General features: G+C 51.2%; 24 protein-coding genes and 1 pseudogene. 9 read left to right on the forward strand and 16 right to left on the reverse strand.

Annotation, left to right across the window (positions count from 1 at the left end):
• Positions 1 to 31: 31 nt before the first annotated feature.
• The 3 genes and pseudogenes from J9260_RS04570 to J9260_RS04580 all read left to right on the forward strand — a co-directional run bounded on the left by J9260_RS04570 (position 32) and on the right by J9260_RS04580 (position 1,805).
• Positions 32 to 226 (forward strand): hypothetical protein, encoded by a 195-nt coding sequence (locus J9260_RS04570; protein ID WP_210219864.1) that lies wholly within the window; start codon positions 32 to 34, stop codon positions 224 to 226.
• Positions 227 to 272: 46 nt separating this feature from the next.
• Positions 273 to 1,492 (forward strand): annotated as a pseudogene (locus J9260_RS04575) (IS256 family transposase).
• Between the two features lie 112 nt (positions 1,493 to 1,604).
• The gene (locus tag J9260_RS04580; protein ID WP_210219865.1) at positions 1,605 to 1,805 is read left to right on the forward strand and encodes a hypothetical protein; all 201 of its coding nucleotides are present in this window, start codon (positions 1,605 to 1,607) and stop codon (positions 1,803 to 1,805) included.
• A gap of 143 nt (positions 1,806 to 1,948) precedes the next feature.
• Here the strand turns inward: J9260_RS04580 and J9260_RS04585 are convergent, their stop codons facing one another.
• The 5 genes from J9260_RS04585 to nhaA form a co-directional block, all read right to left on the reverse strand.
• Positions 1,949 to 2,548 carry a hypothetical protein gene (locus tag J9260_RS04585; RefSeq protein WP_210219866.1) on the reverse strand — a complete coding sequence of 200 codons (600 nt, stop codon included), beginning with the start codon at positions 2,546 to 2,548 and terminating at the stop codon, positions 1,949 to 1,951.
• Between the two features lie 3 nt (positions 2,549 to 2,551).
• Complete coding sequence (locus J9260_RS18775; protein ID WP_281419450.1) at positions 2,552 to 2,683, reverse strand: hypothetical protein; 132 nt, start codon at positions 2,681 to 2,683, stop codon at positions 2,552 to 2,554.
• 16 nt (positions 2,684 to 2,699) lie between these two features.
• Complete coding sequence (locus J9260_RS04590) at positions 2,700 to 3,500, reverse strand: OmpA family protein (RefSeq protein WP_210219867.1); 801 nt, start codon at positions 3,498 to 3,500, stop codon at positions 2,700 to 2,702.
• A 157-nt stretch (positions 3,501 to 3,657) separates the two neighbouring features.
• On the reverse strand, positions 3,658 to 4,914 hold the full coding sequence (gene moeA, locus J9260_RS04595; protein WP_210219868.1) for a molybdopterin molybdotransferase MoeA: 1,257 nt from the start codon (positions 4,912 to 4,914) through the stop codon (positions 3,658 to 3,660).
• Between the two features lie 36 nt (positions 4,915 to 4,950).
• Positions 4,951 to 6,123 carry a Na+/H+ antiporter NhaA gene (gene nhaA, locus J9260_RS04600; protein ID WP_210219869.1) on the reverse strand — a complete coding sequence of 391 codons (1,173 nt, stop codon included), beginning with the start codon at positions 6,121 to 6,123 and terminating at the stop codon, positions 4,951 to 4,953.
• Between the two features lie 121 nt (positions 6,124 to 6,244).
• On the opposite strand from nhaA, the gene J9260_RS04605 reads away from it, so the two are divergent.
• Together J9260_RS04605 and J9260_RS04610 are read left to right on the forward strand one after the other, a co-directional pair.
• The gene (locus J9260_RS04605; protein ID WP_210219870.1) at positions 6,245 to 7,213 is read left to right on the forward strand and encodes a calcium/sodium antiporter; all 969 of its coding nucleotides are present in this window, start codon (positions 6,245 to 6,247) and stop codon (positions 7,211 to 7,213) included.
• A gap of 71 nt (positions 7,214 to 7,284) precedes the next feature.
• Positions 7,285 to 8,067 carry a DUF2189 domain-containing protein gene (locus J9260_RS04610; RefSeq protein WP_210219871.1) on the forward strand — a complete coding sequence of 261 codons (783 nt, stop codon included), beginning with the start codon at positions 7,285 to 7,287 and terminating at the stop codon, positions 8,065 to 8,067.
• A gap of 120 nt (positions 8,068 to 8,187) precedes the next feature.
• Here the strand turns inward: J9260_RS04610 and J9260_RS04615 are convergent, their stop codons facing one another.
• From J9260_RS04615 to J9260_RS04650, 8 genes are all read right to left on the reverse strand, one after another.
• Positions 8,188 to 8,652, reverse strand: coding sequence for a phosphate-starvation-inducible protein PsiE (locus J9260_RS04615; protein WP_210219872.1), 465 nt, complete (start codon positions 8,650 to 8,652; stop codon positions 8,188 to 8,190).
• Positions 8,653 to 8,763: 111 nt separating this feature from the next.
• A complete protein-coding gene (gene secF / locus J9260_RS04620) occupies positions 8,764 to 9,714 on the reverse strand; it encodes a protein translocase subunit SecF (protein WP_210219873.1) in 951 nt (316 codons plus the stop codon).
• Between the two features lie 12 nt (positions 9,715 to 9,726).
• Positions 9,727 to 11,580 (reverse strand): protein translocase subunit SecD, encoded by a 1,854-nt coding sequence (gene secD / locus J9260_RS04625; RefSeq protein ID WP_210219874.1) that lies wholly within the window; start codon positions 11,578 to 11,580, stop codon positions 9,727 to 9,729.
• Positions 11,581 to 11,715: 135 nt separating this feature from the next.
• The gene (gene yajC / locus J9260_RS04630) at positions 11,716 to 12,045 is read right to left on the reverse strand and encodes a preprotein translocase subunit YajC (protein ID WP_210219875.1); all 330 of its coding nucleotides are present in this window, start codon (positions 12,043 to 12,045) and stop codon (positions 11,716 to 11,718) included.
• 33 nt (positions 12,046 to 12,078) lie between these two features.
• Entirely contained in the window at positions 12,079 to 12,999 is a 921-nt protein-coding gene (epmA, locus tag J9260_RS04635) for an EF-P lysine aminoacylase EpmA (protein WP_210219876.1), read from the reverse strand.
• The gene (gene efp, locus J9260_RS04640; protein ID WP_210219877.1) at positions 12,996 to 13,565 is read right to left on the reverse strand and encodes an elongation factor P; all 570 of its coding nucleotides are present in this window, start codon (positions 13,563 to 13,565) and stop codon (positions 12,996 to 12,998) included. Before efp ends, epmA begins: the two co-directional genes overlap by 4 nt.
• 111 nt (positions 13,566 to 13,676) lie before the next feature.
• On the reverse strand, positions 13,677 to 14,015 hold the full coding sequence (locus J9260_RS04645; RefSeq protein WP_210219878.1) for a YggL 50S ribosome-binding family protein: 339 nt from the start codon (positions 14,013 to 14,015) through the stop codon (positions 13,677 to 13,679).
• 51 nt (positions 14,016 to 14,066) lie between these two features.
• Positions 14,067 to 14,807, reverse strand: a complete 741-nt coding sequence (locus J9260_RS04650; RefSeq protein WP_210219879.1) for a sialate O-acetylesterase — start codon at positions 14,805 to 14,807, stop codon at positions 14,067 to 14,069.
• A 129-nt stretch (positions 14,808 to 14,936) separates the two neighbouring features.
• Here J9260_RS04650 and J9260_RS04655 point away from each other — a divergent pair, with 129 nt between their 5' ends.
• Both J9260_RS04655 and tsaD read left to right on the forward strand, forming a co-directional pair.
• Complete coding sequence (locus tag J9260_RS04655) at positions 14,937 to 16,001, forward strand: right-handed parallel beta-helix repeat-containing protein (RefSeq protein ID WP_210219880.1); 1,065 nt, start codon at positions 14,937 to 14,939, stop codon at positions 15,999 to 16,001.
• A gap of 43 nt (positions 16,002 to 16,044) precedes the next feature.
• Positions 16,045 to 17,046, forward strand: coding sequence for a tRNA (adenosine(37)-N6)-threonylcarbamoyltransferase complex transferase subunit TsaD (gene tsaD, locus J9260_RS04660; RefSeq protein ID WP_210219881.1), 1,002 nt, complete (start codon positions 16,045 to 16,047; stop codon positions 17,044 to 17,046).
• Here tsaD and J9260_RS04665 read toward each other — a convergent pair.
• Positions 17,041 to 17,931 carry a formylglycine-generating enzyme family protein gene (locus J9260_RS04665; protein ID WP_210219882.1) on the reverse strand — a complete coding sequence of 297 codons (891 nt, stop codon included), beginning with the start codon at positions 17,929 to 17,931 and terminating at the stop codon, positions 17,041 to 17,043. The two genes, tsaD and J9260_RS04665, sit on opposite strands and share 6 nt — an antisense overlap.
• A gap of 137 nt (positions 17,932 to 18,068) precedes the next feature.
• Here J9260_RS04665 and J9260_RS04670 point away from each other — a divergent pair, with 137 nt between their 5' ends.
• Together J9260_RS04670 and J9260_RS04675 are read left to right on the forward strand one after the other, a co-directional pair.
• Positions 18,069 to 18,251, forward strand: a complete 183-nt coding sequence (locus J9260_RS04670) for a hypothetical protein (RefSeq protein ID WP_210219883.1) — start codon at positions 18,069 to 18,071, stop codon at positions 18,249 to 18,251.
• Positions 18,252 to 18,390: 139 nt separating this feature from the next.
• Entirely contained in the window at positions 18,391 to 19,572 is a 1,182-nt protein-coding gene (locus J9260_RS04675) for a pyridoxal-phosphate-dependent aminotransferase family protein (RefSeq protein ID WP_210219884.1), read from the forward strand.
• Between the two features lie 57 nt (positions 19,573 to 19,629).
• Here the strand turns inward: J9260_RS04675 and J9260_RS04680 are convergent, their stop codons facing one another.
• Positions 19,630 to 20,766, reverse strand: a complete 1,137-nt coding sequence (locus tag J9260_RS04680; protein ID WP_210219885.1) for a DUF1501 domain-containing protein — start codon at positions 20,764 to 20,766, stop codon at positions 19,630 to 19,632.
• A 9-nt stretch (positions 20,767 to 20,775) separates the two neighbouring features.
• Positions 20,776 to 21,951: a DUF1800 domain-containing protein gene (locus tag J9260_RS04685; protein WP_210219886.1), complete on the reverse strand. Its 1,176-nt coding sequence runs from the start codon at positions 21,949 to 21,951 to the stop codon at positions 20,776 to 20,778.
• Positions 21,952 to 22,082: the final 131 nt, after the last annotated feature.

Here is a 22,082-nt window from a genome sequence, read left to right on the forward strand (position 1 = left end):
TATAACGTGAATCCCAAGAAGGAGCAGTAACATGGAACGCCTCGACCCGAAACTCATGGATGACTTACTCAGCGATTGCAAAACGCCTGCTGATGTCAAAAACCTTTACAGCCAGCTCTTGCAGCGGATGATCAACCGCAGCTTGGAAGCCGAATTGGATGTGCACCTAAACTACGACAAGGGTGAGCGTAGCGAAGCCGGGCAACGGCGCGAGACTGTAAACTGAACTGTGTAACTGCTATATAACGTGAATCCCAAGAAGGAGCAGTAACATGGAACGCCTCGACCCGAAACTCATGGATGACTTACTCAGCGATTGCAAAACGCCTGCTGATGTCAAAAACCTTTACAGCCAGCTCTTGCAGCGGATGATCAACCGCAGCTTGGAAGCCGAATTGGATGTGCACCTAAACTACGACAAGGGTGAGCGTAGCGAAGCCGGGCAACGGCGCAGCAATACCCGTAACGGCAAAGGCAACAAGACCATCAAAGGCGAATTTGGTGAGTTGCAGGTAGAGACACCGCGTGACCGTGATGGCAGCTTTGAGCCGAAGTTGATACAAAAACGCCAAATACGGTTAGCAGGGATGGAAGAACACATCCTGACGCTGTACGCCAAAGGCATGACCACCCGCGACATCGAAGACACGATCAAACGCCTGTACGGGGTGGACATCTCGCATACGCTGATCGCGGAAGTAACCGAAGCCGTTCAGGGCGAAGCTAAAGCGTGGCAGACGCGAGCACTGGATAATATCTACCCGATTGTCTGGCTCGATGGGATTGTCGTTAAAGTTCAACAAGATAAGCAGGTCATCAATAAATCAGCCCATGTGGTATTGGCGGTCAACTTACGCGGTGAAAAGGACGTGTTGGGCATCTGGTTGGCAGAAAATGAAGGTGCCAAGTTCTGGTTATCGGTCTTGACGGAACTACGCCACCGGGGCGTACAAGACATCTACGTGGCGTGCATGGATGGCTTAAACGGCTTGCCTGAAGCCGTCAACGCGGTCTTCCCAAAACGCTGACCCAGTTGTGCATGGTACACATGGTTCGCGCCAGCTTGCGCTACGTCACCGCCAAGGATACCAAAGGTGTGGTCGCTGCCCTCAAGCGCATTTACCAGTCCAGCACTGCTGAAGAAGCCGAACACGAACTGGAAGCCCTCGACACCGAATGGGGTAACAAATACAAAGCAGTCGTGCGTCTATGGCGCGGTAACTGGGCGAATGTCATCCCGTTTTTCCAGTTCCAGCCGGAGATCCGCAAAGTGATTTACACCACCAATGCGATTGAATCCCTGAACATGAGTTTGCGCAAGTTTACCCGCAACCGGCGCATCTTTCCCAATGACAGTTCAGCCCTCAAAAGCCTGTATTTGGCGGTACGCGAAGCCTCGCAAAAGTGGTCGGTCATTCACCACTGGAAACCCGCTTTGCAGACTTTTTTACTTATGTTCGGTGAAGAGCGGGTTCCGCTCTCCGCCCTATGAAAAACGTGTTACACAGTTTATTTGACAGACTCCTACGGATCAACGCCAGCAAATCGCCACTATCATCAGTAGCTTGCTCAAGGATGCTGGCAGTCTTGACCCTGAGTCACTTATGGCTGTTGCCGAAGTGAACAAAGCACTTGCCGCGCCACAGGATAAACCCGAAGCCCGTAACTTGCTGGGTAAAGTCTGGAATGGATTGAAAGATACTCTCAGTACGGTCAAAACGGGCACTGACATTGCCGAATTTGCACTAAAACATCAGGCGGAGATTGTAGGCGCAATAACGACAGCAGTAGCTCTGTTGAAATGACTTTTTGCAGAATTTTCCATCGGCATCCCTTATAAACACCAACTAATTTGCTACGTGGCTATGGGCAAACTACAGCAGTCACGGGTACTGCTGTAGGTGGATTTTATGACAATCTCTTTGCGAGGAAGGGGAAACGGTGTTGATTAACCGCCTTGCCCGCCAATGAGAAGGTTTTGGTACTCTTTCAAACGATCCCAGTCACCCTTGGCGGCTAATTCCGCTTGGTAAGGCCAGCTTTTAGGATCGTGCATTTTGAATTGACCACCGGCATTATCCAGCAACGGTTTAATCACTTCGGGGGTTAATGCGGCGAGTTGGTCGAAGTTTTGGATACCGGCTGCATTGAGGACTTGCTCGATTTTAGGGCCGATGCCTTCGAGTTTTTTCAGGTCGTCTTTACGCCCTTCACCCAATTGCAGGATATTGCTGGCAAAGCCACCGACTCCAGCGACTGCGGCACTTAAACCCGCTCCAATTAAAGATGAACCTGCTCCAGAATTGCGGTTAGTGTCGCCATCGCTGCCGCGCAATAGGGAATGCATATCCGCACTGTAACCGCCGCTACGATCCGGTGGGGGCGCACGTCGAGTAGGGTAGTCGTTGTTGTCGCTGTCATTATTACCGCAACAGATACCTAGCTTGCGTAACAAACTGCACAATAACATGCCTAAAAGAAAAGCAACCAACAGCAGAATGATGATTTCTACGCTGGCAATGCCGAAGGTGTAATCAGAATTTTTCATTGCTTAGTCCTCCTGTTGATTGCGGTTGCGGAAATAGCAAAACAGAAAACCCAGCAGAAAAGCGACTGCCAGCATAATGATCACATCCAGACTCGCGCTGGAAGCGTCGTAACGACCCATAATGTCCTTAAACATGACGATGATTCCTCAATTATTTGGCAGGTGTGACTTCAACACGGCGATTTTTCTGACGACCTTCGGCGGTAGTGTTATCCGCTACCGGCTTGTCAGGGCCTTCGGATGAGGCTTGAACACGATCAGCCGGTGCGCCCATATCGGTTAACATCTTTTTGATCATCTCCGCGCGTTTCAGGCCGAGTGCCTTATTTTTGTCAGCCTTACCTTGATTGTCAGTATGCCCGACAATGGTAACTTTGCCGCTGGCATTGTCTTTAAGGAAAGTAGCCACTTTTTCAAAATACGCTTTGGCACTGTCTGCCAATTGTGGATTCGCTGAACCGGTAGGGAAATACATCAGGGCGGGGTCAATACCAGTGCCGGTATCCGGTGCGGCTTCGTTGGTTTCCATGGTGATTTTGCCTGCTGCGGCATCCAGTTTGGCTTGTGCTTCGGCGGCGGCTTTGTCTGCGTCAGCTTTGGCTTGTGCTTCGGCAGAGGCTTTGTCTGCATCCAGTTTGGCTTGTGCTTCGGCGGCGGCTTTATCGGCATCAGCTTTGGCTTGTGCCTCGGCAGCGGCCTTGTCTGCATCAGCTTTGGTTTGTGCTTCGGCGGCAGCTTTGTCTGCATCGGCTTTAGCTTTGGCATCGGCGGCAGCTTTATCTGCTGCGGCTTGTCCGCTCAATGCGGCAGCACCTGTTGCTGTACCGGCAGCGACTTGGGTGACATTGTGGTCTGCCCCGCAGAAACCTTTGACTTTACAGGTGTACCACCACCAACTTCCGACACCCCAAATGCCTGCCAGCAGTAATACGATAAGTGATTTTAGTTTCATGTGGAGGAAACTCCTTTGGTTGGGTAAGTGTGTTAAATGAGAGCCACTGAACATCCTTAGTTATAGTATGTGATCTGGCGATTTACAACCAGACCTACGACGCTCAATCAGCAAAATTTTCCCAGTTAATCCATTGCTTATCGCGTTATATTTAGATTTATAGCAAGCCGTCAAACGGGATAATAGTGACGTTACAACCCGCCGGGCAATTACCTGATTCAAGCGGTAATGTGATAAAACAGTTGGCCTGACTCATTGAGCGCAGTTGGTGTGAGCCTTGCCCGCCGGTGCTGCTGACGTGCCATTGCCCGTTGGCATCTTGCTGGCAAATGCCGCGTTGGTAGTCTTTGCGTCCGGGGGCTTTTTTCAGTGGGGTGTCGCAAATCGCGCTGTATTCGGGCGTGCGTGGCAGGGTTTCAGAGCGCATCTGTAAAATTGCGGGGCGCACAAACAGCAAAAAGGTTGTCATGACCGCGACGGGATTACCGGGTAAACCAAAAAACAAGGTATTGCCCAGCGTGCCGACCGCCAACGGTTTACCCGGTTTCATGGCGATTTTCCAGAAATTGACCTGCCCCAAACGTTGCAAGGTGGCAGCGACGTAATCCGCTTCACCGACAGAAACTCCGCCACTGGTAATCAGCACATCCGCGCGTTGCATGGCTTGTTGGAAAGCGTGTTCGACAGCTTCGGGGGTATCGCGCACCGTGCCCAGATCAATGATTTCCACATCCAGATTTTGCAGTAAACCGTAGAGGGTATAGCGGTTGCTGTCGTAAATATCACCGGGTTGCAAGGTTTCGCCAATGCTTTTGAGTTCATCGCCCGTAGAGCAAAACGCGACGCGCGGGCGGCGTAATACTTCCACTTCGCCGATGCCGAGTGAGGCGAGTAAGCCGAGATCCGCTGCATTTAATTTGCGACCGTTGACTAATACCGCATCGCCACAGCGCATATCTTCACCGGGGTGACGCACGTTTTCACCCACGCTGAGTGTGCCGCTGATTTGAATGCTATCGCCGGTGCGTTGTACGTGTTCTTGCATGACGACGCTGTCGGTTCCCTCTGGCACGACCGCGCCGGTCATAATGCGCACGCATTCGCCGGGTTGCACTGCACCGTTAAAAGGACGACCCGCGAAAGCCGTGCCAATCACTTTGAGGGGTAATCCGGCGGCAAGATCCGCGTGCCGCAGGGCGTAACCATCCATCGCGGAATTGCGGTGCGGCGGCACATCCAATGGAGCGGTAACAACTTGCGCGAGAATCCGCCCTTGGGCTTGCCATAAACTTACCCGTTCACTGGCTTCAATGCGGCTGATGCTGTCGAAAATCCGCGTTTGTGCTTGTTCAACGCTGAGAGTACCCGGTGGCAAAGTGTCGCAAGAAACGGGTGCAAGCTTGGTATCAGTCATGGTCAACGCGCCTTTAATAATGGAGTCACCAGTATATCAGGCCGTTTTCGCCAGTCGCCAGCGTAACAAGAAATAACCGCACACTGCCGACACGACTGAGCCAAGCAGAATGCCGATACGGTCATCGACCCTGAAATTCGGATCGCCCTGTACAAACGCCAGTGAGCTGATAAACAGGCTCATGGTGAAACCGATACCAGCCAACACTGCTACGCCAAACAATTCCCCCCAACCGACTTGGTGCGGCATTTTCGCCAAACGCAACTGGATTGCCAGCCAGCAAAACAACATAACTCCGATGGGTTTACCGAGGAATAATCCCGCCGCAATTCCTAGCGGCACAGGGTTTATCACCGAATCCAGCGATAAACCACTCAGCGATACCCCAGTATTCATGAACGCAAACAGCGGTAAAATCACGAAAGATACCGAACCGTGCAAATCATGCTCCAAGTTTTCGGCAACGGTGTGATGTTCGCCGGGAGCAGGGCGCAACGGAATGAAAAATGCCAGCAATACACCTGCAAGGGTGGCATGAACCCCGGATTTCAGTACCGCTACCCACATGACCAAACCGACTAATAGGTAAGGGGAAAGTGAAAGCACCCCGCGTCGATTAAACGCATAAAGTACCGCCAACGCGCTCAGTGCAACCAACAACGATGTAGTCGATAACTCAGCGGTGTAGAACAGTGCGATAATCACGATTGCACCTAAATCATCCACAATCGCCAGCGTTAACAAGAACAGTTTTAAGGCTGGCGGGACGCGCTTACCCAATAACGACAACACCCCCAAGGCAAACGCAATGTCGGTAGCGGTTGGAATCGCCCAGCCGCGCATGGCTAAATCATCGCCTTGGTTGAATGCGGTATAAATCAGCGCAGGCATCACCATGCCGCCGATAGCTGCCATCACCGGCAGTATGGCTTTCGCGGGATCAGCCAGTTCACCCTGCACGATTTCGCGCTTGATTTCCAAGCCGACTAGCAGGAAAAACAATGCCATCAAACCGTCGTTAACCCACAGTAATAGCGGTTTAGCGATGTTTAATGCGCCAATGCGTATTTCCACCGGGGTATTTAGCAGCGCATCGTAAAGAAATTGCGCGGGCGAATTGACTGTGATCATCGCCATGAGTGCCGCAATAACCAACAAAATACCGCTGGCGGATTCGAGTTTTAGGAAGTGTTGCAGTTTATGTTTCATGTTTTCCATTATCCGCACAGTGTGCCAAAGGGGGCAAATAACACCAGTGATCTGCGTTTAATTTCTACCTCGTGGCTTCGTCGCTATGATGCTGCGATGTTTTAATGATGGGAGACTGGATATGTTAATGCCGATCCTTGCGATTGTGCTGGGTCTTGCGGTGCTGGTGTGGAGTGCCGATAAATTCGTGGATGGTGCGGCGGCTACTGCAAAGCACTTGGGAATGCCGAGCATTTTAATCGGTATGGTAGTGGTGGGGTTTGGGACATCCGCCCCTGAAATGACCGTATCTGCATTTGCGGCGTGGGAAGGCAATCCCGCGTTAGCGTTGGGTAATGCTTACGGTTCTAATACGTTGAATATCGCGCTGATTTTGGGGTTAACTGCGGTGCTTGCCACGATTGCGGTGCATTCCAGTATTGTGCGTAAAGAAATGCCAATTTTATTGGCGGTAACGTTATTAGCAGGCTGGCAGTTGTGGGACGGGGAAATCAGCCGTAACGACGCAATAGTGTTGCTGCTAGTGTTCTTCGGCATTGTCGGCTGGTCGATTTATTCGGCGATGCGTCAACGCCAAGATAGCTTGGGCGAAGAGATGTCGGCTGAGCTGGCGGAACACCCGTTGCCGCTGAAGCGGGCGTTGTTATGGCTGGCAATAGGTTTGCTGTTGTTGATCGTTAGCTCGCGTATTCTGGTGTGGGGTTCGGTCAGTGTTGCGCAAGCTTTCGGGGTGAGTGATTTAATCATCGGCTTAACTATTGTGGCATTAGGTACATCATTGCCGGAGTTGGCTTCGTCGATTATGGCGGCACGCAAGGGTGAATCTGATCTTGCCTTGGGTAATATTGTGGGTTCCAACCTGTTTAATACTTTGGCAGTAGTGGGGATTGCGGGGGTAATTGCACCGATTACAGTGGCAGAGGAAGTGCTGACCCGTGACTGGCCGGTGATGTTAGCTGTCACTTTTGGTTTGTTCATTATGGCGTATGGTTTCAAAAAGCAAGGCCACTTAACCCATTGGGAAGGCAGTGTGTTGTTGGCGAGTTATGTAGCGTATACCGGCTGGCTGATCTATGTGGTGGTGGGCTAAACAGGGACGGTTGTTGAATCGTGGGTGGCGAATTCGTATGATGAAAACCCATTAAGGAGGAAATGATAATTATGCAATCCATTAGCACCGAACAGCCGTTCACTGAGTACCCCGTGCGTCAGGTGACGCTTGCCGATATTCCCAAGTGGTTAAGCCAAGGATGGGATGATTTTAAAGCGAATCCCTTGTCCAGCTTGTTGTATGGGGCGATTTTTGCAGTGGTGGGGATTGTGATGGGTATCCTTTCCATCAACAATCCCGGTTTTTATGTGGCGGAAGCTGCCGGGTTTATGTTGCTGGGGCCGTTTCTCGCGCTGGGTTTGTATGATTTGAGTTACCGCCGCGCTCAAGGCGAACCAACCCGGTTTTTGCAGTCTGCGGTGGCATTGCAGCGTAATCCGGTCAATTTGACCTTATACGCGCTGTTTCTGGGAACACTGATGCTGTTGTGGCTGGGAATGTCAGCGGTAGTGATGAGTCTGTTCTTCGGCGATTTGCCTGTCGCGGAACAAACCTACATGGGGTTTGTTAATTTGCTGTTGGCAACCAAGATTGGTTGGCTGTTTACGTTGGCGTTTTTATCGGTGGGGTTGATGTTCGCGCTGGTGTCGTTTGTGACCGGCGTAGCGACAGTGCCGATGTTGCTGGAGCGTAAGGTGAGCTTGGTGACGGCACTCAATACCAGCATTCGCGCGATTCTCGCTAATTGGAAGGTGATGCTGTGGTGGGCGGCAACGATTGCGGTGATTATTGGGCTGGGGATTTTGACGTTTGATATTGGCTTGGTGATTGCTATGCCGTTGATTTCGTATGCGAGTTGGCACGCTTACCGCGACATGGTTGAGATGGTGTGATTTTTAGCTAACATTATCTTAAGGGCTTATAGCTGATGGCATGTTTCATGTGATCAGCTCCTCCCGACTATTACTTTAGGGCTTCGCTTTCAAGGTGGGTTGCTCCGAAAATGGAGATCATCACGAAATCTTCGTCCCGCTCGTATCACTCAAATCATGGTGTTTCAGCCCCAGCTCTTCCGAGGAAGATACCTTGCTTTCGCTGTAGCGCAGGATAAATGCCGCTATCGCCAGCAGCAAAATCGCCGAGACAATGGTGATGATTTTCATATTGTCAAAATCTTTCAAGTCAATTGCGAGATAACGGGTCAGCGCAGTCATGGAGATGAAGAGCAGGAAAATGACCGGCAGACGATGTGTGCGGAAGAAGATGCCGACCATTGCCCCCAATTCCAGATAAATGAAAAGTAGCAGAATGTCATCCAGACTCGCGTAGGGTTTTTGCATAATATCCACTAGGTAAGCGTGGGTAGCCGACCACACAATCGTACCGCCGATAACAAACAATCCCAGTACGTGGAAAGCCTCCACTGCTAAGTCCCCTACTTTTTCCAAAAAATTGCCTGCGTTGCGTATTCTCTGCATGGTATTTCCTCTGTTAGATAGAGCGGGATAAGTTGGGCAATTATTTAAAAAACAAGGCCACCTAAACGCAAGGGTGGCCTGTTGTCGATGCGTTATGCGTGGTACGGCAGTTTAAACCACCGAACCATCCGCATTCATCCCTTCAATCTTTTCGTCTTCTTTCGGGATCATGTGTTCGCGCTTCAACCCAAACATTAGCAGCAGCGGCGCAGCCACCAGTACCGATGAGTAAATCCCGAACATAATCCCGATAGTCAGTGCCAGCGCGAAGTTATGCAACGCTTCACCACCAAACCATAGCATCGCCGTTACCATCGTTTGGGTAGACAAGTGGGTAATGATGGTGCGCGACATAGTAGTGGTAATCGCGCTGTCGATAATATCGGGTATGGTTTCATCACGCATGGTGCGGATGTTTTCCCGAATCCGGTCAAACACGACCACGGATTCGTTCACTGAATAGCCCAATACTGCCAGCACCGCCGCCAGCACGGTTAAGTCAAACTGCCATTGGAAGAATGCAAACAGACCAAGAATGATTACCACGTCATGCAAATTTGCGACGGCGGCAGAGATTGCAAAACGCCACTCGAAACGAAACGCTAAGTAAATAATGATGCCCGCTGCCACCAAGATCAGGGCTAAACCACCGTTTTCATACAGTTCCTGCCCGACTTGCCCACCAACGAAATCGACTTTGCTCAAAGTGACATCCGGTGTGCCAGATTTCAGCACGCCCATGATTTCTTCGCTGACCTGCGCACTGGAAACGCCTTCTTTCAACGGTAAGCGAATCAGTACATCTTGGGTCGAGCCGAAGTTTTGTACCGCCACTTCGTGATAACCGCTGGCTTTGATGGTTTCGCGGATAGCGTCGATGGGTGCGGCTTGTGTGTACCGCACTTCCATGACTGTGCCGCCTGTGAAGTCAACGCCCAGATTTAAGCCGTAGTAAAACAACGCAAACACTGAAAACAAGAACGTCGCCAGTGAGATAGCGGTCGTGGTCTTGCCGTACCGCATGAACGGTATGGCTTTTTTGAAATGAAAAAACTCTATCATGATACAGCCCCCTTAAATGGCGATCTTTTCTAGACGTGGTTTAGAGCCGTACATGAGATTCACCATCGCACGGGAAACGGTGACAGCACTGAACATCGAAGTCAAAATACCAAGGCACAACACCACGGCAAAACCTTTGATCGGGCCAGAACCCAATAAGAACAGCGCGATCCCCGCGATTAATGTCGTCAAGTTGGAGTCAAGAATGGTTCCCCACGCTCGGTCGTAACCTGAGAAGATAGCCTGTTGCGGCGTTGCACCTTCGCGCAATTCCTCACGGATACGCTCATTAATCAATACGTTGGCATCAATCGCCATACCCAGCGTCAGGGCGATACCCGCCAAGCCCGGTAAAGTTAATGTTGCTTGCAGCATAGACAGGAGCGCGAATAAGAAAATGCCATTGATAGCCAACGCGATGCTGGAAATTATCCCGAACATCCGGTAATAAACGATCATAAACAACACAACCGCGATGAAACCCCACAGATTAGAGTTGAAACCCTTCTCGATGTTTTCCTTACCCATGCTAGGGCCGACGGTGCGCTCTTCCACGATGTAAACCGGTGCAGCCAGCGCACCTGCACGCAATAACAGCGCGAGGTCACGGGCTTCTTTGGGGGAATCTAGTCCGGTAATCTGGAAGCGTTTGCTCAATTGCTCCTGAATGCGGGCAACGTTAATGACTTCTTGGGTGGTTTTACTGGTTTTTACCTGTTTGCCATCCACTTCCTTGCTTTCGATTTTGTTTTCGATAAAGACAACAGCCATCAGCTTTTGCACGTTTTCACCAGTGACTTTAGCAAAGCGGCTCGCGCCTTTACCGTCTAAGGTAATGTGTACGGCAGGGCGGTTATTCTCATCAAAACCGGAAGATGCATCGGTAATGTAATCGCCCGTCAACATGACTTTACGCTTGAGTAAAATCGGGTCGCCGGTACGCTCTTTGTAAACTTGTGAGCCAATCGGTGCGCGTCCACTTTGTTGCGCTTGGAACGGGTCATTTTCCTCATCCACCAAACGGAATTCCAAGGTAGCGGTTGCACCCAGAATCTCTTTAGCACGCGCCGTATCCTGCACACCGGGGAGTTGCACCACAATGCGGTTCGCACCTTGTTGCTGGATCACAGGTTCGGCAACACCCAATTCATTCACCCGTTTACGCAAGGTGGTGATGTTTTGTTGCAGCGCGAATTTTTGAATATTGAGCATCGCCACTTGTGAAATGCTGGCCTGCAAATCGGTCGTGCCTTGCGGTGAAGTGAATTGCAATTTATCGCCGTATTCCGGGCTGAGTACCGCTAACGCAGCATCGCGGCTGGCGGCATCGCGGAATTTGGTTAATACGGTGTCACCTTCACGCGAAATACCCAAGTATTTAATGTCTTTGTCGCGCAGGAAATCACGGAATTCGTCTTCGTAACGTTCAATCTGCTTATCCAAGGCCGCGTTCATGTCCACTTCCATCAGGAAATGTACCCCGCCGCGCAGGTCAAGACCGAGGAACATGGGGTTGGCATTGAGCGAACGTAACCAGCCGGGTGTGGAAGGGGCTAAATTGAGAGCCACCACAAATTGATCACCCACCGCTTCTTTCAGAGCTTCGGAGGCTTTGAGCTGCACATCGGTATCAGCAAAGCGGAACAGGGCTTGCTGCCCGTCGTTTTCACTGGCACGTACCGTCAAGCCTTTAGCCTGTAAGACTTGCTCGAAACGTTGCATGGTTGCCGGGTCGATAGCTTGCTCAAGCTTAGGGCTTAATTGCACTGCTGGTTCGGACGGGAAAAAATTGGGAACAGAATAGATAATACCGATCAGCAGCACGACTGCGATCATCAGGTACTTCCAGAGTGGATAGCGATTCATTTTTATAGGATTCCGTGTGTTAGCCCCGTTACCCCTCACCCCAACCCCTCTCCCTCAAGGGAGAGAGGGGCTAAGAATTTGGGTGTTTCCCCCTCTCCCCTTGAGGGAGAGGGGGCAGGGGGTGAGGGGTAAAAACTATGCGCCTTTCATCGTGCCTTTGGGCAGGACAGAAGCAACAGCCTGTTTTTGTACTTTAATAGTGACATTATCAGCAATAGCAAGTTCGATAAAACTATCGTTAATGCCCGCAACTTTACCCAGAATGCCGCCGCCAGTGACGATTTCATCACCTTTGCTCAGGGCTTCCAGCATTTGTTTGTGTTCTTTAGCCCGTTTTTGTTGAGGGCGAATAATCATGAAATACATGATGGCGAAAAATACGCCCATCATCAGCAGCATTTCAATGCCACCACCGGCAGGTGCAGCCGCACCTTCTGCATGAGCGTTAGAAATCAGAAAGTCCACATTCAATCTCCTATCGTTGATTTTCGGTGGCTATTATGCCACCTCCCACGGAAAAGCGATAACCTGTTTCAGGTCATTTACTTGCATCCTACACATCAGAATCCGGTCGATACCTACCGCAACCCCGGCACATTCTGGCAATCCCTGTTCCAGCGCGGCAAGAAACCGTTCATCCACGGGGATGTCATTGCCGCGTGTTTGCGCATCCTGCGTTAATAACTGGCGATTTTGCGCAGCATCAGTTTGTTCCTGATAACCGTTGCCCAGTTCCAACGCGCCTAAATAAACCTCAAAACGTTCCGCAACCGCTTGCCCTTCCTGCATTTGCACTTTCGCCAAGGCACTTTGGCTGGCAGGGTAGTGGTAAAGGAAGGTCAATTGGTCAGCAGGGAATTGCGGCTCGACGCAATGGGTGAGTAATAAGTCACGCCACGCCTGCACCGGCATTTCACCGTTGATCTCGATACCGTGCGCTCGTGCTACAGCGGATAACTCGTCAATGCTGGCAACATGGGGGTCAAGCTGGACGCTTTCAAGGAAAACCTCACGGTAACTGCAAAAACGCGCAGGCTTTTGCAAGTGCGGAATCAATGTGTGCAATAAAGCTGCGACTTCTTGCATCAATTGCTGCCAAGTGAAACCGAGGCGATACCATTCCAGCATGGTGAATTCGGGATTATGGCGTTTACCGCTTTCATCACGCCGCCACACTTTGCAGAGTTGGTAAATGTCGCCAGAACCGGCTGCCAGCAAGCGTTTCATCGGGTATTCCGGCGAGGTGTGCAAATAACGCAAACCCTGCGCTGTATTCACGCTGAAACTGTCAATGAATGGGTCGGTATTGCCCGCTTGCGAAAGTGCCGGGGTTTCGACTTCCAGCACCGCGCGTTCGGCAAAAAAAACGCGCACCTGATGGTTCAGAGAAGCGCGTTGCTGCAAGGCGGTTAGATTCACGCTTTGACGCGGGAAACGTATTCGCCAGTGCGGGTGTCGATTTTGAGGATTTCGCCTTCTTCCATGTAAAGCGGCACTTTTACGACTGCGCCGGTTTCCAAAGTGGCAGGCTTAGTGCCGCCCGTCGCGGTATCACCACGTACACCGGGATCAGTTTGGGTAATTTTGAGTTCGGCAAAGTTAGGGGTAGTCACTTGGAGCGGTACGCCGTTCCATAAAGTGACGATGCACTTTTCATTACCTTTGAGCCATTTGACGGCATCAGCCATCGCGGTCGCACCTGCATCAAGCTGTTCAAAGGTGGTGGTGTCCATAAATGTCCAGTTTTCGCCGTCGGAATACAGGTATTCCATTTCGCGGTCTTCAACGTCTGCCCCTTCGTGGGTTTCAGTTGATTTGAACGTTTGTTCGATGGTGCGTCCGGTTTTGAGATTGCGGACACGGGCGCGGGTGAACGCTTGACCTTTGCCGGGTTTTACAAAGTCACTTTCTACGACAGTGTAAGGGTCGCCATTGAGGATAATTTTTACACCAGATCGTAAATCATTGCTGCCGTAGGTGGCCATTATTCGTCTCCAAAATCATCTTAAACTTAAAGTAGCCCGCTATGATAACCGGAATTCGGGGGAAAAATCATGCCCCGAATGTGCGATAACCACTGCTTTGTGGCGAATTGCTTAGTCGTACCATGCATCGGTGAGTTCACCGACTACGGTTTCTTCAACCCATGCTTGTTCACTGCCCCAGGTTTTGACGAGCGCGATGTCGGCTTCGGTGAGGCTGCCACCGCGTGCTTTGGTGACAAAACCAATTAGTTGGTTAGGATTGCCGCCGCCGCCAAATCCCCATGCATTGGCTTCCACAAAGCGAATCCAGGCATCCATTGCGACATCAAGGGTTTCTTCGGATGCGGGTGTTAAGGTGATTTTGATGTCAAAGCCGAACTCTTGGAATTCTTCCAATTTGAGTTTTTTGCGAAGACGACGGCTGCGTTGCGTAGTAGAAATGGCGTTCATTAAGGTGTAGTTCCTGTGTTAAGGCGTGTGGAGGGTGTCAAGACGGCACAGTTAGGATTTTGCGCGTTTAATATAGGCTTGTGCAAAACGTTTTCCCAATTGCAGTTGCCCTTGCGCGTCATAATGGATGCGGTCGGCCATTTTTCCTAAACCGTCGGTTGAAATCAGCACCGTGTTAGGCACTTGTTGCTGGATGCGTTGCTGTTGCTGCCTGACGTTATTAGTCATCAGGAAAGCGGGATGTTCCGGGTTAATTTGCCCTACAAGAAACAAACTGTGCGGCGCGGCAAGGTCGATGCGAAAGCGTTGCACCAAGTGTTCCAGCCGTGAACCGTACTGGTTGGCTTCTTGCGCTTGGCTCCGTGCGTCGCTTTCGCCTTGCATCCACAATACCGCATCCACGGTGGCGGGGTAGGTGTCCGTCGCGAAACCGATTTGCCGTAATAGCCCCCGGTACAATGCGCCGTCCGGCTGCCATTGCTTGATTGAGCTGCCTGTCGCGGCTTGTTTGACCAAAATAATGCGGTCTTGCGGAAATGCGCGGGCGACTTCGTGCGCAAACGCGACTTCCGGGCCAAAAAACGCGAATTCAGCCAGTTTATGGGGGCGGCCTTGGTAAAAGAACGCGATGTTCTTGGGGGTGTTTTTGTAGTTGGCGGGTAAGTGGAAGGTTTTACCGCGCCCCATCATATTGGATTGACCCGCCATAATAATCAGCCGGTCTTTTGCCCACAACGTAGCCGGGTGCAGCAGTAGCAACAGTAAGAGGCTGATTCCCCCGAATATCCGCATTGTGTTTTCGCCGATGATGATAACGGCGTGACTGTAGCATATTCCTTGGGGCTTTTATTACTGCTTTTCGGGAACTTGTCAGCGGGGCTATAATCAAATTTGTTAATGGCTTTAATTGGGGAATTAGTCATGGCTACAACGCATTTTGTGATACCGGGCACGGTATTCGCTTGGAACAGGGTCAAATCAGGGGATATGGTCTTGTTAAAATCCGGTGATCACGGTGATTTAATCATTAATAATGTCGGCGATCACACCGCACTCGTTAACGTCATACCGGAAAACGGCGCAATCATTACCTTAAACCGCTTGGTCATTAATACCTGCACTAATTTGGTATTCAATGGCAAAGGCAAAGTTACCATTCGCAGCAAAGGGCAAACCTCCGCCGATGTACCGCTGGTATCAGTATTGGGCGGGCAGGGTAATGTGGTGCAATGGTGTTACATCCACACCGCTGCCAGCCGCACCGGTTGGCAAGCCGCACAATGGCTGAAAGCGCGGGACGGGGTGTTTGTTGCAGGCGATGATTGCAAAATCAGCAATAACACCATTCACAATGTACGCACCGGCATTACCTTACGCGGCTGGAGTTGTGATGCAATGTCTAACACCATTGACGGTTTTTGCGTGGATGGCATTCGGATGTTAGCGGATTACACCACGGCTGCGGATAATGTGATCATGCACTCGTTCATGGGAAATCCGAATAACCACAATGATGCGATTCAGTTGTGGAGTGCCTCCGCCGCCAATCCGCAAGAAGGCATTTTAAACGGGGTCATTATCCAGCGTAACCGCATCTTTAACCGCTCAACTGCACCGGGTGGATTGCGTGAAATGCAGGGTATCGGGTGTTTTGATGGGGTGATTCGGCGGGCGTTAATCCGTGATAACTTGGTGCAAACCGACCATTACCACGGGATTACGTTGGGCGTGGCGGAATATTGCACCATCAGCGGCAATACCGTGATTGGCAGCGATCCGGCGGGTATCCGTCAACCGTGGATTATGATTGGAACCAATAAAACCAATCGTTTAAGTTGGCGCAATACGGTGACAGGCAATAAAGCGATGGACTTCAAGCTCACCGGTAATTACACCGCCAGCGGCAATCAGGATTTAGAACCCACGCAAGTCGCTAGTTTGATGCCTATGGACGCGCTGGAACCGCTGCTGTCTGCGGTTGCCTGAGTTATACTGCGGGCTTTCCTTTGTAACAATGATGAAAGCCCCTATGCGCGTTCTTGGAATAGAGACCTCTTGCGACGAAACTGGTGTCGCGATTTACGATACCGATCACGGCTTGTTGGCGCACCGTTTGTTTAGCCAAATTGCGATGCACGCGGAATACGGCGGGGTCGTGCCGGAGCTGGCTTCGCGTGACCATGTGCGCAGGGTATTACCGCTGGTGCGTGAAACCTTGGCGGATGCGCAAATGAACATGGGCGATATTCAAGGGGTGGCTTACACCGCTGGCCCCGGCTTGATTGGGGCGTTGCTGACGGGGGCATCCATTGCACGTTCGTTGGCGTGGGGCTTAGGGGTTCCGGCAGTGGGCGTGCATCACATGGAAGGCCATTTACTCGCGCCGATGTTAGAGGAAAATCCCCCGGAATTACCGTTTGTGGCGTTGCTGGTGTCGGGTGGACACACCATGCTGGTGGATGTGCCGCGCATTGGTGAGTACCACATTTTGGGGGAAAGCGTTGACGATGCCGCTGGGGAAGCCTTCGACAAAACCGCTAAATTGATGGGTTTGGATTATCCGGGTGGCCCGTTACTGGCAAAGCTGGCAGAGCAGGGCAGACCGGGGCAGTACAAATTCCCGCGTCCGATGGTGGATCGTCCGGGTTGTGATTTCAGTTTCAGCGGGTTAAAAACGTTTTCACTGACGACTTGGCAAAATTCTACCCAAACCTTGCAGGATAAAGCCGATATTGCGCTGGCGTTTGAAGAGGCGGTTGTTGATACCTTGTTTATCAAATGTCGCCGTGCTTTAGAACAAGCGGGGCGCAAGCGTTTGGTGGTGGCTGGTGGTGTGGGGGCGAATCAGCGGTTGCGGGCGAAGCTGGCTACCTTGAATGCGCAAGTGTATTTCCCGCGCTTGGCGTTTTGCACCGATAACGGCGCGATGATTGCTTACGCGGGGGCGTTGCGCTTACAAGCAGGAGCAAGTGAACCAGCAGTGTTTCAGGCGCGTCCGCGTTGGCCGCTGACGGAGTTACGCGGTTTATAATTCGCGCACTACCCGAAAGCCCAAATTAGTATCGAGTTCATCAAGGTAACGTTTTTTGCGTGCCGCACTGCGGGCTAATACCGCCGGATCAAACCACGAACCGCCCTTGGTGACATACCAGTGCGGGTTAGCGGAAGTCGACGGGCTGCCATCGCGGTTCGCATACAGGTGGGAAGTTGTCCAGTGATTGCTGGTGAATTCCCAGACATTACCGTGCATATCGTGTAAGCCCCACGCATTCGCGGTGCGAATCCCGGTTTCACTGGCCTTGGGGGACGGGAAACAGCGTGGCATATACCAGCGACGTTTTTCCTGGCTTTCCTTGTACGGAAATAGCGGGTTGAAATGCACTTCCTTACAGCTCACATCATCACCGTGGTAAAACGGCGTGATAGTGCCAGCGCGTGCTGCGTATTCCCATTCTGCTTCGGTCGGCAAGCGGTAACGCTGCCCGGTTTCAGCACTGAGCCATTCCAGATACAGTTTGATGTCTTCCATGCGGATATTAATGACGGGTAATCGCCCGCTATGCCAGATCAGTTCTGGGCGTAAAAACCATTCGGTTGCTTGCCGGAATTGCTCGAATTCAGCGGCAGTGATGGGGTAAGTGCCAATCGCAAACGCGCGGTGAATGGTGGTGAGGTGACGCGGGTATTCTTCGCGGCGATGCCCGTATTCAGCAGGTTCCGAACCCATTTCAAAGCGTCCGGGTGGAATTACTGTCATTTCCGGGGCTAATTCCCCCGATTTGCAGCTATCTCTGAAGTGAGGGGGCAGGTTGGCAATTTTCGCAGCATTAAGCTGTAACTCCCTGACCTCCAACGCATTTAACTCATCGACGTGCGGCGTGGGGGGATCTGCGCGAAAAAATTCTGCTGTTGCCATCTGTATCAGTGCATGGTAATAAACTAAAACAACAGGATTATCACCAAATTGGGGACAAACACAATACAAAAAGCCCCAGTTTGCACTATATTTAATCCGAGGGTTCATCATTGTGATCAGGCAGAGGGGAAAACTGCATGAAAAAGCGGATGTTAGCACGTGACTTAGGGGGGCAATCCCGTAAGCCGCAGGTATTGCTGGATGGGTTAATTATTTACGGACAAGAATTGGGTGATTTAGGTAAACAATTGGAGCGTTTATTGCGGCGGCGTGGGGTACGTTCGAGCATGGATCCTGCTTTTGTTTCCCGCTACCATTGATGCAGTGTCGGCGCGGGGTAAGCGTTATTGCCCCGTTGCCTGCGGCATTGTTTAGCTTTGTGATTACCCCACATTTGCCCTGTTATTTTTCCATAGTATGATGCGGGTCTTTAGTTAACGCGATAGAGAATTGAACCGCATGACAGTCAAATCCTTCCACCCACCCGTTCGTACCCTCATGGGGCCTGGCCCTTCCGACGTTAGCCCGCGTGTATTGAGCGCGATGGCACGCCCCACTTTGGGGCATCTTGACCCCGTATTTGTCGGCATGATGGACGAAGTGAAAGCGATGCTGCAATACGCTTTCCAAACCAAAAACGAATTAACCATGGCGGTTTCTGCCCCCGGTTCTGCGGGCATGGAAACCTGTTTCGTCAATCTGGTCGAGCCGGGTGACAAAGTAATCGTTTGCCAAAACGGTGTGTTCGGCGGGCGCATGAAGGAAAACGTTGAGCGTTGCGGTGCAACCGCGATCATGGTGATGGATGACTGGGGCAAGCCGGTTGACCCCAACAAAGTCGAAGCTGCGCTCAAAGCCAATCCTGATGCCAAAGTGGTCGCATTCGTTCACGCCGAAACCTCCACAGGTGCGCAATCTGACGCACAAACACTGGTAAAACTGGCGCACGATTACAGCTGTTTGACCATCGTGGATGCGGTCACTTCATTGGCAGGTACGCCGCTGAAAGTGGATGAGTGGGAAATCGACGCGATTTATTCCGGCACGCAAAAATGCTTGTCGTGCGTCCCCGGCATTTCCCCAGTAAGTTTCGGTGAACGTGCGATTGAACGCATTAAAAACCGCAAAACCCCGGTGCAAAGCTGGTTCATGGATATGAACTTGGTCATGGCTTACTGGGGTGGTGCGGGCAAACGTGCTTACCACCACACCGCTGCGGTCAACACGCTGTACGCATTGCACGAATCACTGGTGATGTTGCAAGAAGAAGGCTTGGAAAATTCATGGGCGCGTCATGCGCGTAACCATCAAGCCCTGAAAGCGGGTATCGAAGCAATGGGCTTGCGTTTTGTGGTGGATGAGGCTTACCGCTTGCCACAACTGAACTCCGTCACGCTGCCTGAAGGCGTGGATGAAGCGGCAGTGCGTAGCGCGTTACTCAACGATTACAGTCTGGAAATCGGCGCAGGTTTGGGTGCATTGGCAGGCAAAATCTGGCGCATCGGCTTGATGGGCTTTGCCAGCAATGAGAAAAACGTGCTGAATTGTTTGGGCGCGTTGGATGCGGTGCTGTCGGGGATGAATGCGCAGATTAATAGTGGTGTTGCTGTTAAAGCGGCGAAACAGGCTTTCGCTAAATAACTGTCCATGAACGTAGAGACGCAAAATCTTGCGTCTCTACTTGTCCCGAAAATTGTTTCAGGCAATAAACGGAATTTCTGCCACACCCCACGGGCTTGGTTTTTGCCACCACCGCCGCGCCAGCGTCGCATAAATTGATCTGAAATCAATGTGGTATTGCTCATCCCCTGCATTGAGTGCGTGCAAATCGGGCTGTTGCCCATAAAGCCCACCTTTGACCGCTCCTCCCATGACCAAGTGCGCAGCGGCTGAGCCGTGATCAGTGCCCATACTATGATTTTCCGCAGCCCGTCGCCCAAATTCGGAATAAGTGACAACCACGACATCTTCCCAACGTCCATGTTGCTGCATTACCCGGCTGAAATTGGCAAGACCCGTGGCGAGTTCAGCTAGTAAGCGTTGGTGTAGTACGCTTTGGGAGACGTGTGTGTCGAAATTACCAAGACCGACTTTGTATACTGGAATGTCAAAGCCACTCAGAATCATGCGTGCAGCCGTTGCTAGTCCATTACCAAATTCACCTGTCGGGAATTGTTGTTTAATATCGTGATTAGCTTGTAGTTGTCGGGAAACTTGTACTCCCGCACTCAGCAACTTTTGTTGCGTTGCCATGATGTGTGCCAATAGGGGATTGTTGTCTGTTGCATTACTGGGGCGTAATTTGCTAATGGTTTCAATAAATTCGTCCGGGTCATGCAGGTTGATGGCATTAAATCCCGAACCTGCCAGTGGCCCCAGCCCATCGCCCACAGCAATCCCTTGTAATTGCTGGCGTTGCTCCCGAAACACTTGACTGACCCAGCCTTGCTCCGTGTTCTGGTTGGCATTAGCGGTTTCCCATGTATGAATGGAGGTGAAGTGGGAGCGTGCTTGTTCTTGCCCCTGCACACCAATGCCCTGAATCCATGCCAATTCCTTGTTCTGCCACAGCGGCAAGAGTGGTTTCATGGCGGGGTGCATTCCCATGCCTTCACCCAAATCCAGCACCTGTTTTTGCGGTATGGCAAGTTTGGGGCGTAATTGGTAATACGCTGCGTCCTGATACGGAATCAGCGTATTCAGGCTGTCATTCCCACCCTTCAATTCAACCAAAACGACAATGCGTTGGCGTTCACTGGCAGTTGTATTTGTTGACGGTAGCAGGTGTAAGAACGGTACAATGCTAAGGCTTTTCAAAAAGTCACGACGCTTCATCTATAACACCTATTTCAGTTGGTAGGCTGGGTCAAGCAACGCAGTCAAAGTTGCGTGGGGAAGAGAGTGCGCCAATTTGGATAACAGGCTGTAACGGTCAAGCAGGCTTTGAGGGGTAATCCATGCTGCTCCGCCCGCCCATCCCTTGGGGCTGGGAGGGACGAATAAGTTTTGCCCCAACTTTTCCGACCATTTCACTAATTCAACAGTCGGGACTTGGAGCAGTGATTGGCTGCGGAATAATCCAACAATCAGGTCAAGCGGTGACTTGCTCAACTTATCCCGGTTTTGCGTTGCCCAGAATGCATCACTCAGTAACACGCTTTCCAATAATGCTTTGATTTCGTAACCAGAGGCGCGAAAGTTAGTCGCCCAACGGCTAATTTCTGCCGGGTCAGCTTGGTCAGTATTGATGAAAGCATTCCAGCATTTTTCGGCAATGTATTCGGCGGTACGCGGGTGGGCGAGAATGACATCCAGTGCTTGATCGCCATCATTGACCGTCTGACCCAGAAACGTAGCACCACTGGCATCATGATGTTGTGCTTCAAAGACAAAGCGGTTGTTATTGCGGTCAACTGTCCAGCCAGTAAAAGCTTTTGCGATAGCTTTGATGTCACTTTCACGGTAATGACCTGCGCCTAGAGTGAATAATTCCAGCAGTTCACGGGCGAAATTCTCGTTCGGTTGCTCTTTGTAGTTCATGCCCCCGTCAAGGTAGATAAGCATTGCTGGATCATGGGCTATGGCGTGCAGCAGTGTCTTGAAATTGCCAAGTGCGTGTTGGCGGAGGAGCTGATGCTGTTGCAAGATCAGGTTCGGCTGATTGACCTTGTTGATGGAAGTGGTGAAATGGTTGTGCCAGAACATGACCATACGTTCAGCCAAGGGGCTGGCGGTAGTTAATAAATGCTGCATCCACCATTGCTTTAACATCATTTTTTCTTGATTGAGACGGTCGCGGGCTTGCCCCATTTCGCCATTATGGAGCATAGATTCCCAACTGCCCCATGACGAAAATGTGGGCGAATTGGCAGGGGTATCAACGGCAAGCGATAGCAATTCCTGAATAGCTGCTTGGGCAGATTTACCTTGTAAGGAGTGTAGCAGTGGGGCTTCAGCACCAAGGCACGCACGTGCCATCAGATGCTGGGCATCCGCTGGAGTCAGTGTGGATGGGATCATTTACTTACAAGCTCGTTTAAGTGGAAAACAACGATGGTTCGCTGAACTTTTCACCCTCCTAGAGATAGTCTGCTTTTCTGTGATGCAGTACTTCGGCAGCGTTATATAATAAATTAATTCTATTGTTAATA

The organism is Thiothrix unzii (assembly GCF_017901175.1).
Taxonomy (GTDB): Bacteria; Pseudomonadota; Gammaproteobacteria; order Thiotrichales; family Thiotrichaceae; genus Thiothrix; species Thiothrix unzii.

Coding starts and splice junctions, on each gene's coding strand:
- J9260_RS04680 (WP_210219885.1), bottom strand. CDS start 20,766: ATGAAGCGTCGTGACTTTTTGAAAAGCCTTAGCATTGTACCGTTCTTA.
- J9260_RS04580 (WP_210219865.1), top strand. CDS start 1,605: ATGGCTGTTGCCGAAGTGAACAAAGCACTTGCCGCGCCACAGGATAAA.
- nhaA (WP_210219869.1), bottom strand. CDS start 6,123: ATGAAACATAAACTGCAACACTTCCTAAAACTCGAATCCGCCAGCGGT.
- efp (WP_210219877.1), bottom strand. CDS start 13,565: ATGGCCACCTACGGCAGCAATGATTTACGATCTGGTGTAAAAATTATC.
- J9260_RS04665 (WP_210219882.1), bottom strand. CDS start 17,931: ATGGCAACAGCAGAATTTTTTCGCGCAGATCCCCCCACGCCGCACGTC.
- J9260_RS04570 (WP_210219864.1), top strand. CDS start 32: ATGGAACGCCTCGACCCGAAACTCATGGATGACTTACTCAGCGATTGC.
- J9260_RS04585 (WP_210219866.1), bottom strand. CDS start 2,548: ATGAAAAATTCTGATTACACCTTCGGCATTGCCAGCGTAGAAATCATC.
- J9260_RS04590 (WP_210219867.1), bottom strand. CDS start 3,500: ATGAAACTAAAATCACTTATCGTATTACTGCTGGCAGGCATTTGGGGT.
- J9260_RS04670 (WP_210219883.1), top strand. CDS start 18,069: ATGAAAAAGCGGATGTTAGCACGTGACTTAGGGGGGCAATCCCGTAAG.
- J9260_RS04605 (WP_210219870.1), top strand. CDS start 6,245: ATGTTAATGCCGATCCTTGCGATTGTGCTGGGTCTTGCGGTGCTGGTG.
- J9260_RS04655 (WP_210219880.1), top strand. CDS start 14,937: ATGGCTACAACGCATTTTGTGATACCGGGCACGGTATTCGCTTGGAAC.
- secF (WP_210219873.1), bottom strand. CDS start 9,714: ATGATAGAGTTTTTTCATTTCAAAAAAGCCATACCGTTCATGCGGTAC.
- J9260_RS04685 (WP_210219886.1), bottom strand. CDS start 21,951: ATGATCCCATCCACACTGACTCCAGCGGATGCCCAGCATCTGATGGCA.
- J9260_RS18775 (WP_281419450.1), bottom strand. CDS start 2,683: ATGTTTAAGGACATTATGGGTCGTTACGACGCTTCCAGCGCGAGTCTG.
- moeA (WP_210219868.1), bottom strand. CDS start 4,914: ATGACTGATACCAAGCTTGCACCCGTTTCTTGCGACACTTTGCCACCG.
- J9260_RS04650 (WP_210219879.1), bottom strand. CDS start 14,807: ATGCGGATATTCGGGGGAATCAGCCTCTTACTGTTGCTACTGCTGCAC.
- J9260_RS04615 (WP_210219872.1), bottom strand. CDS start 8,652: ATGCAGAGAATACGCAACGCAGGCAATTTTTTGGAAAAAGTAGGGGAC.
- tsaD (WP_210219881.1), top strand. CDS start 16,045: ATGCGCGTTCTTGGAATAGAGACCTCTTGCGACGAAACTGGTGTCGCG.
- J9260_RS04645 (WP_210219878.1), bottom strand. CDS start 14,015: ATGAACGCCATTTCTACTACGCAACGCAGCCGTCGTCTTCGCAAAAAA.
- secD (WP_210219874.1), bottom strand. CDS start 11,580: ATGAATCGCTATCCACTCTGGAAGTACCTGATGATCGCAGTCGTGCTG.
- J9260_RS04675 (WP_210219884.1), top strand. CDS start 18,391: ATGACAGTCAAATCCTTCCACCCACCCGTTCGTACCCTCATGGGGCCT.
- J9260_RS04610 (WP_210219871.1), top strand. CDS start 7,285: ATGCAATCCATTAGCACCGAACAGCCGTTCACTGAGTACCCCGTGCGT.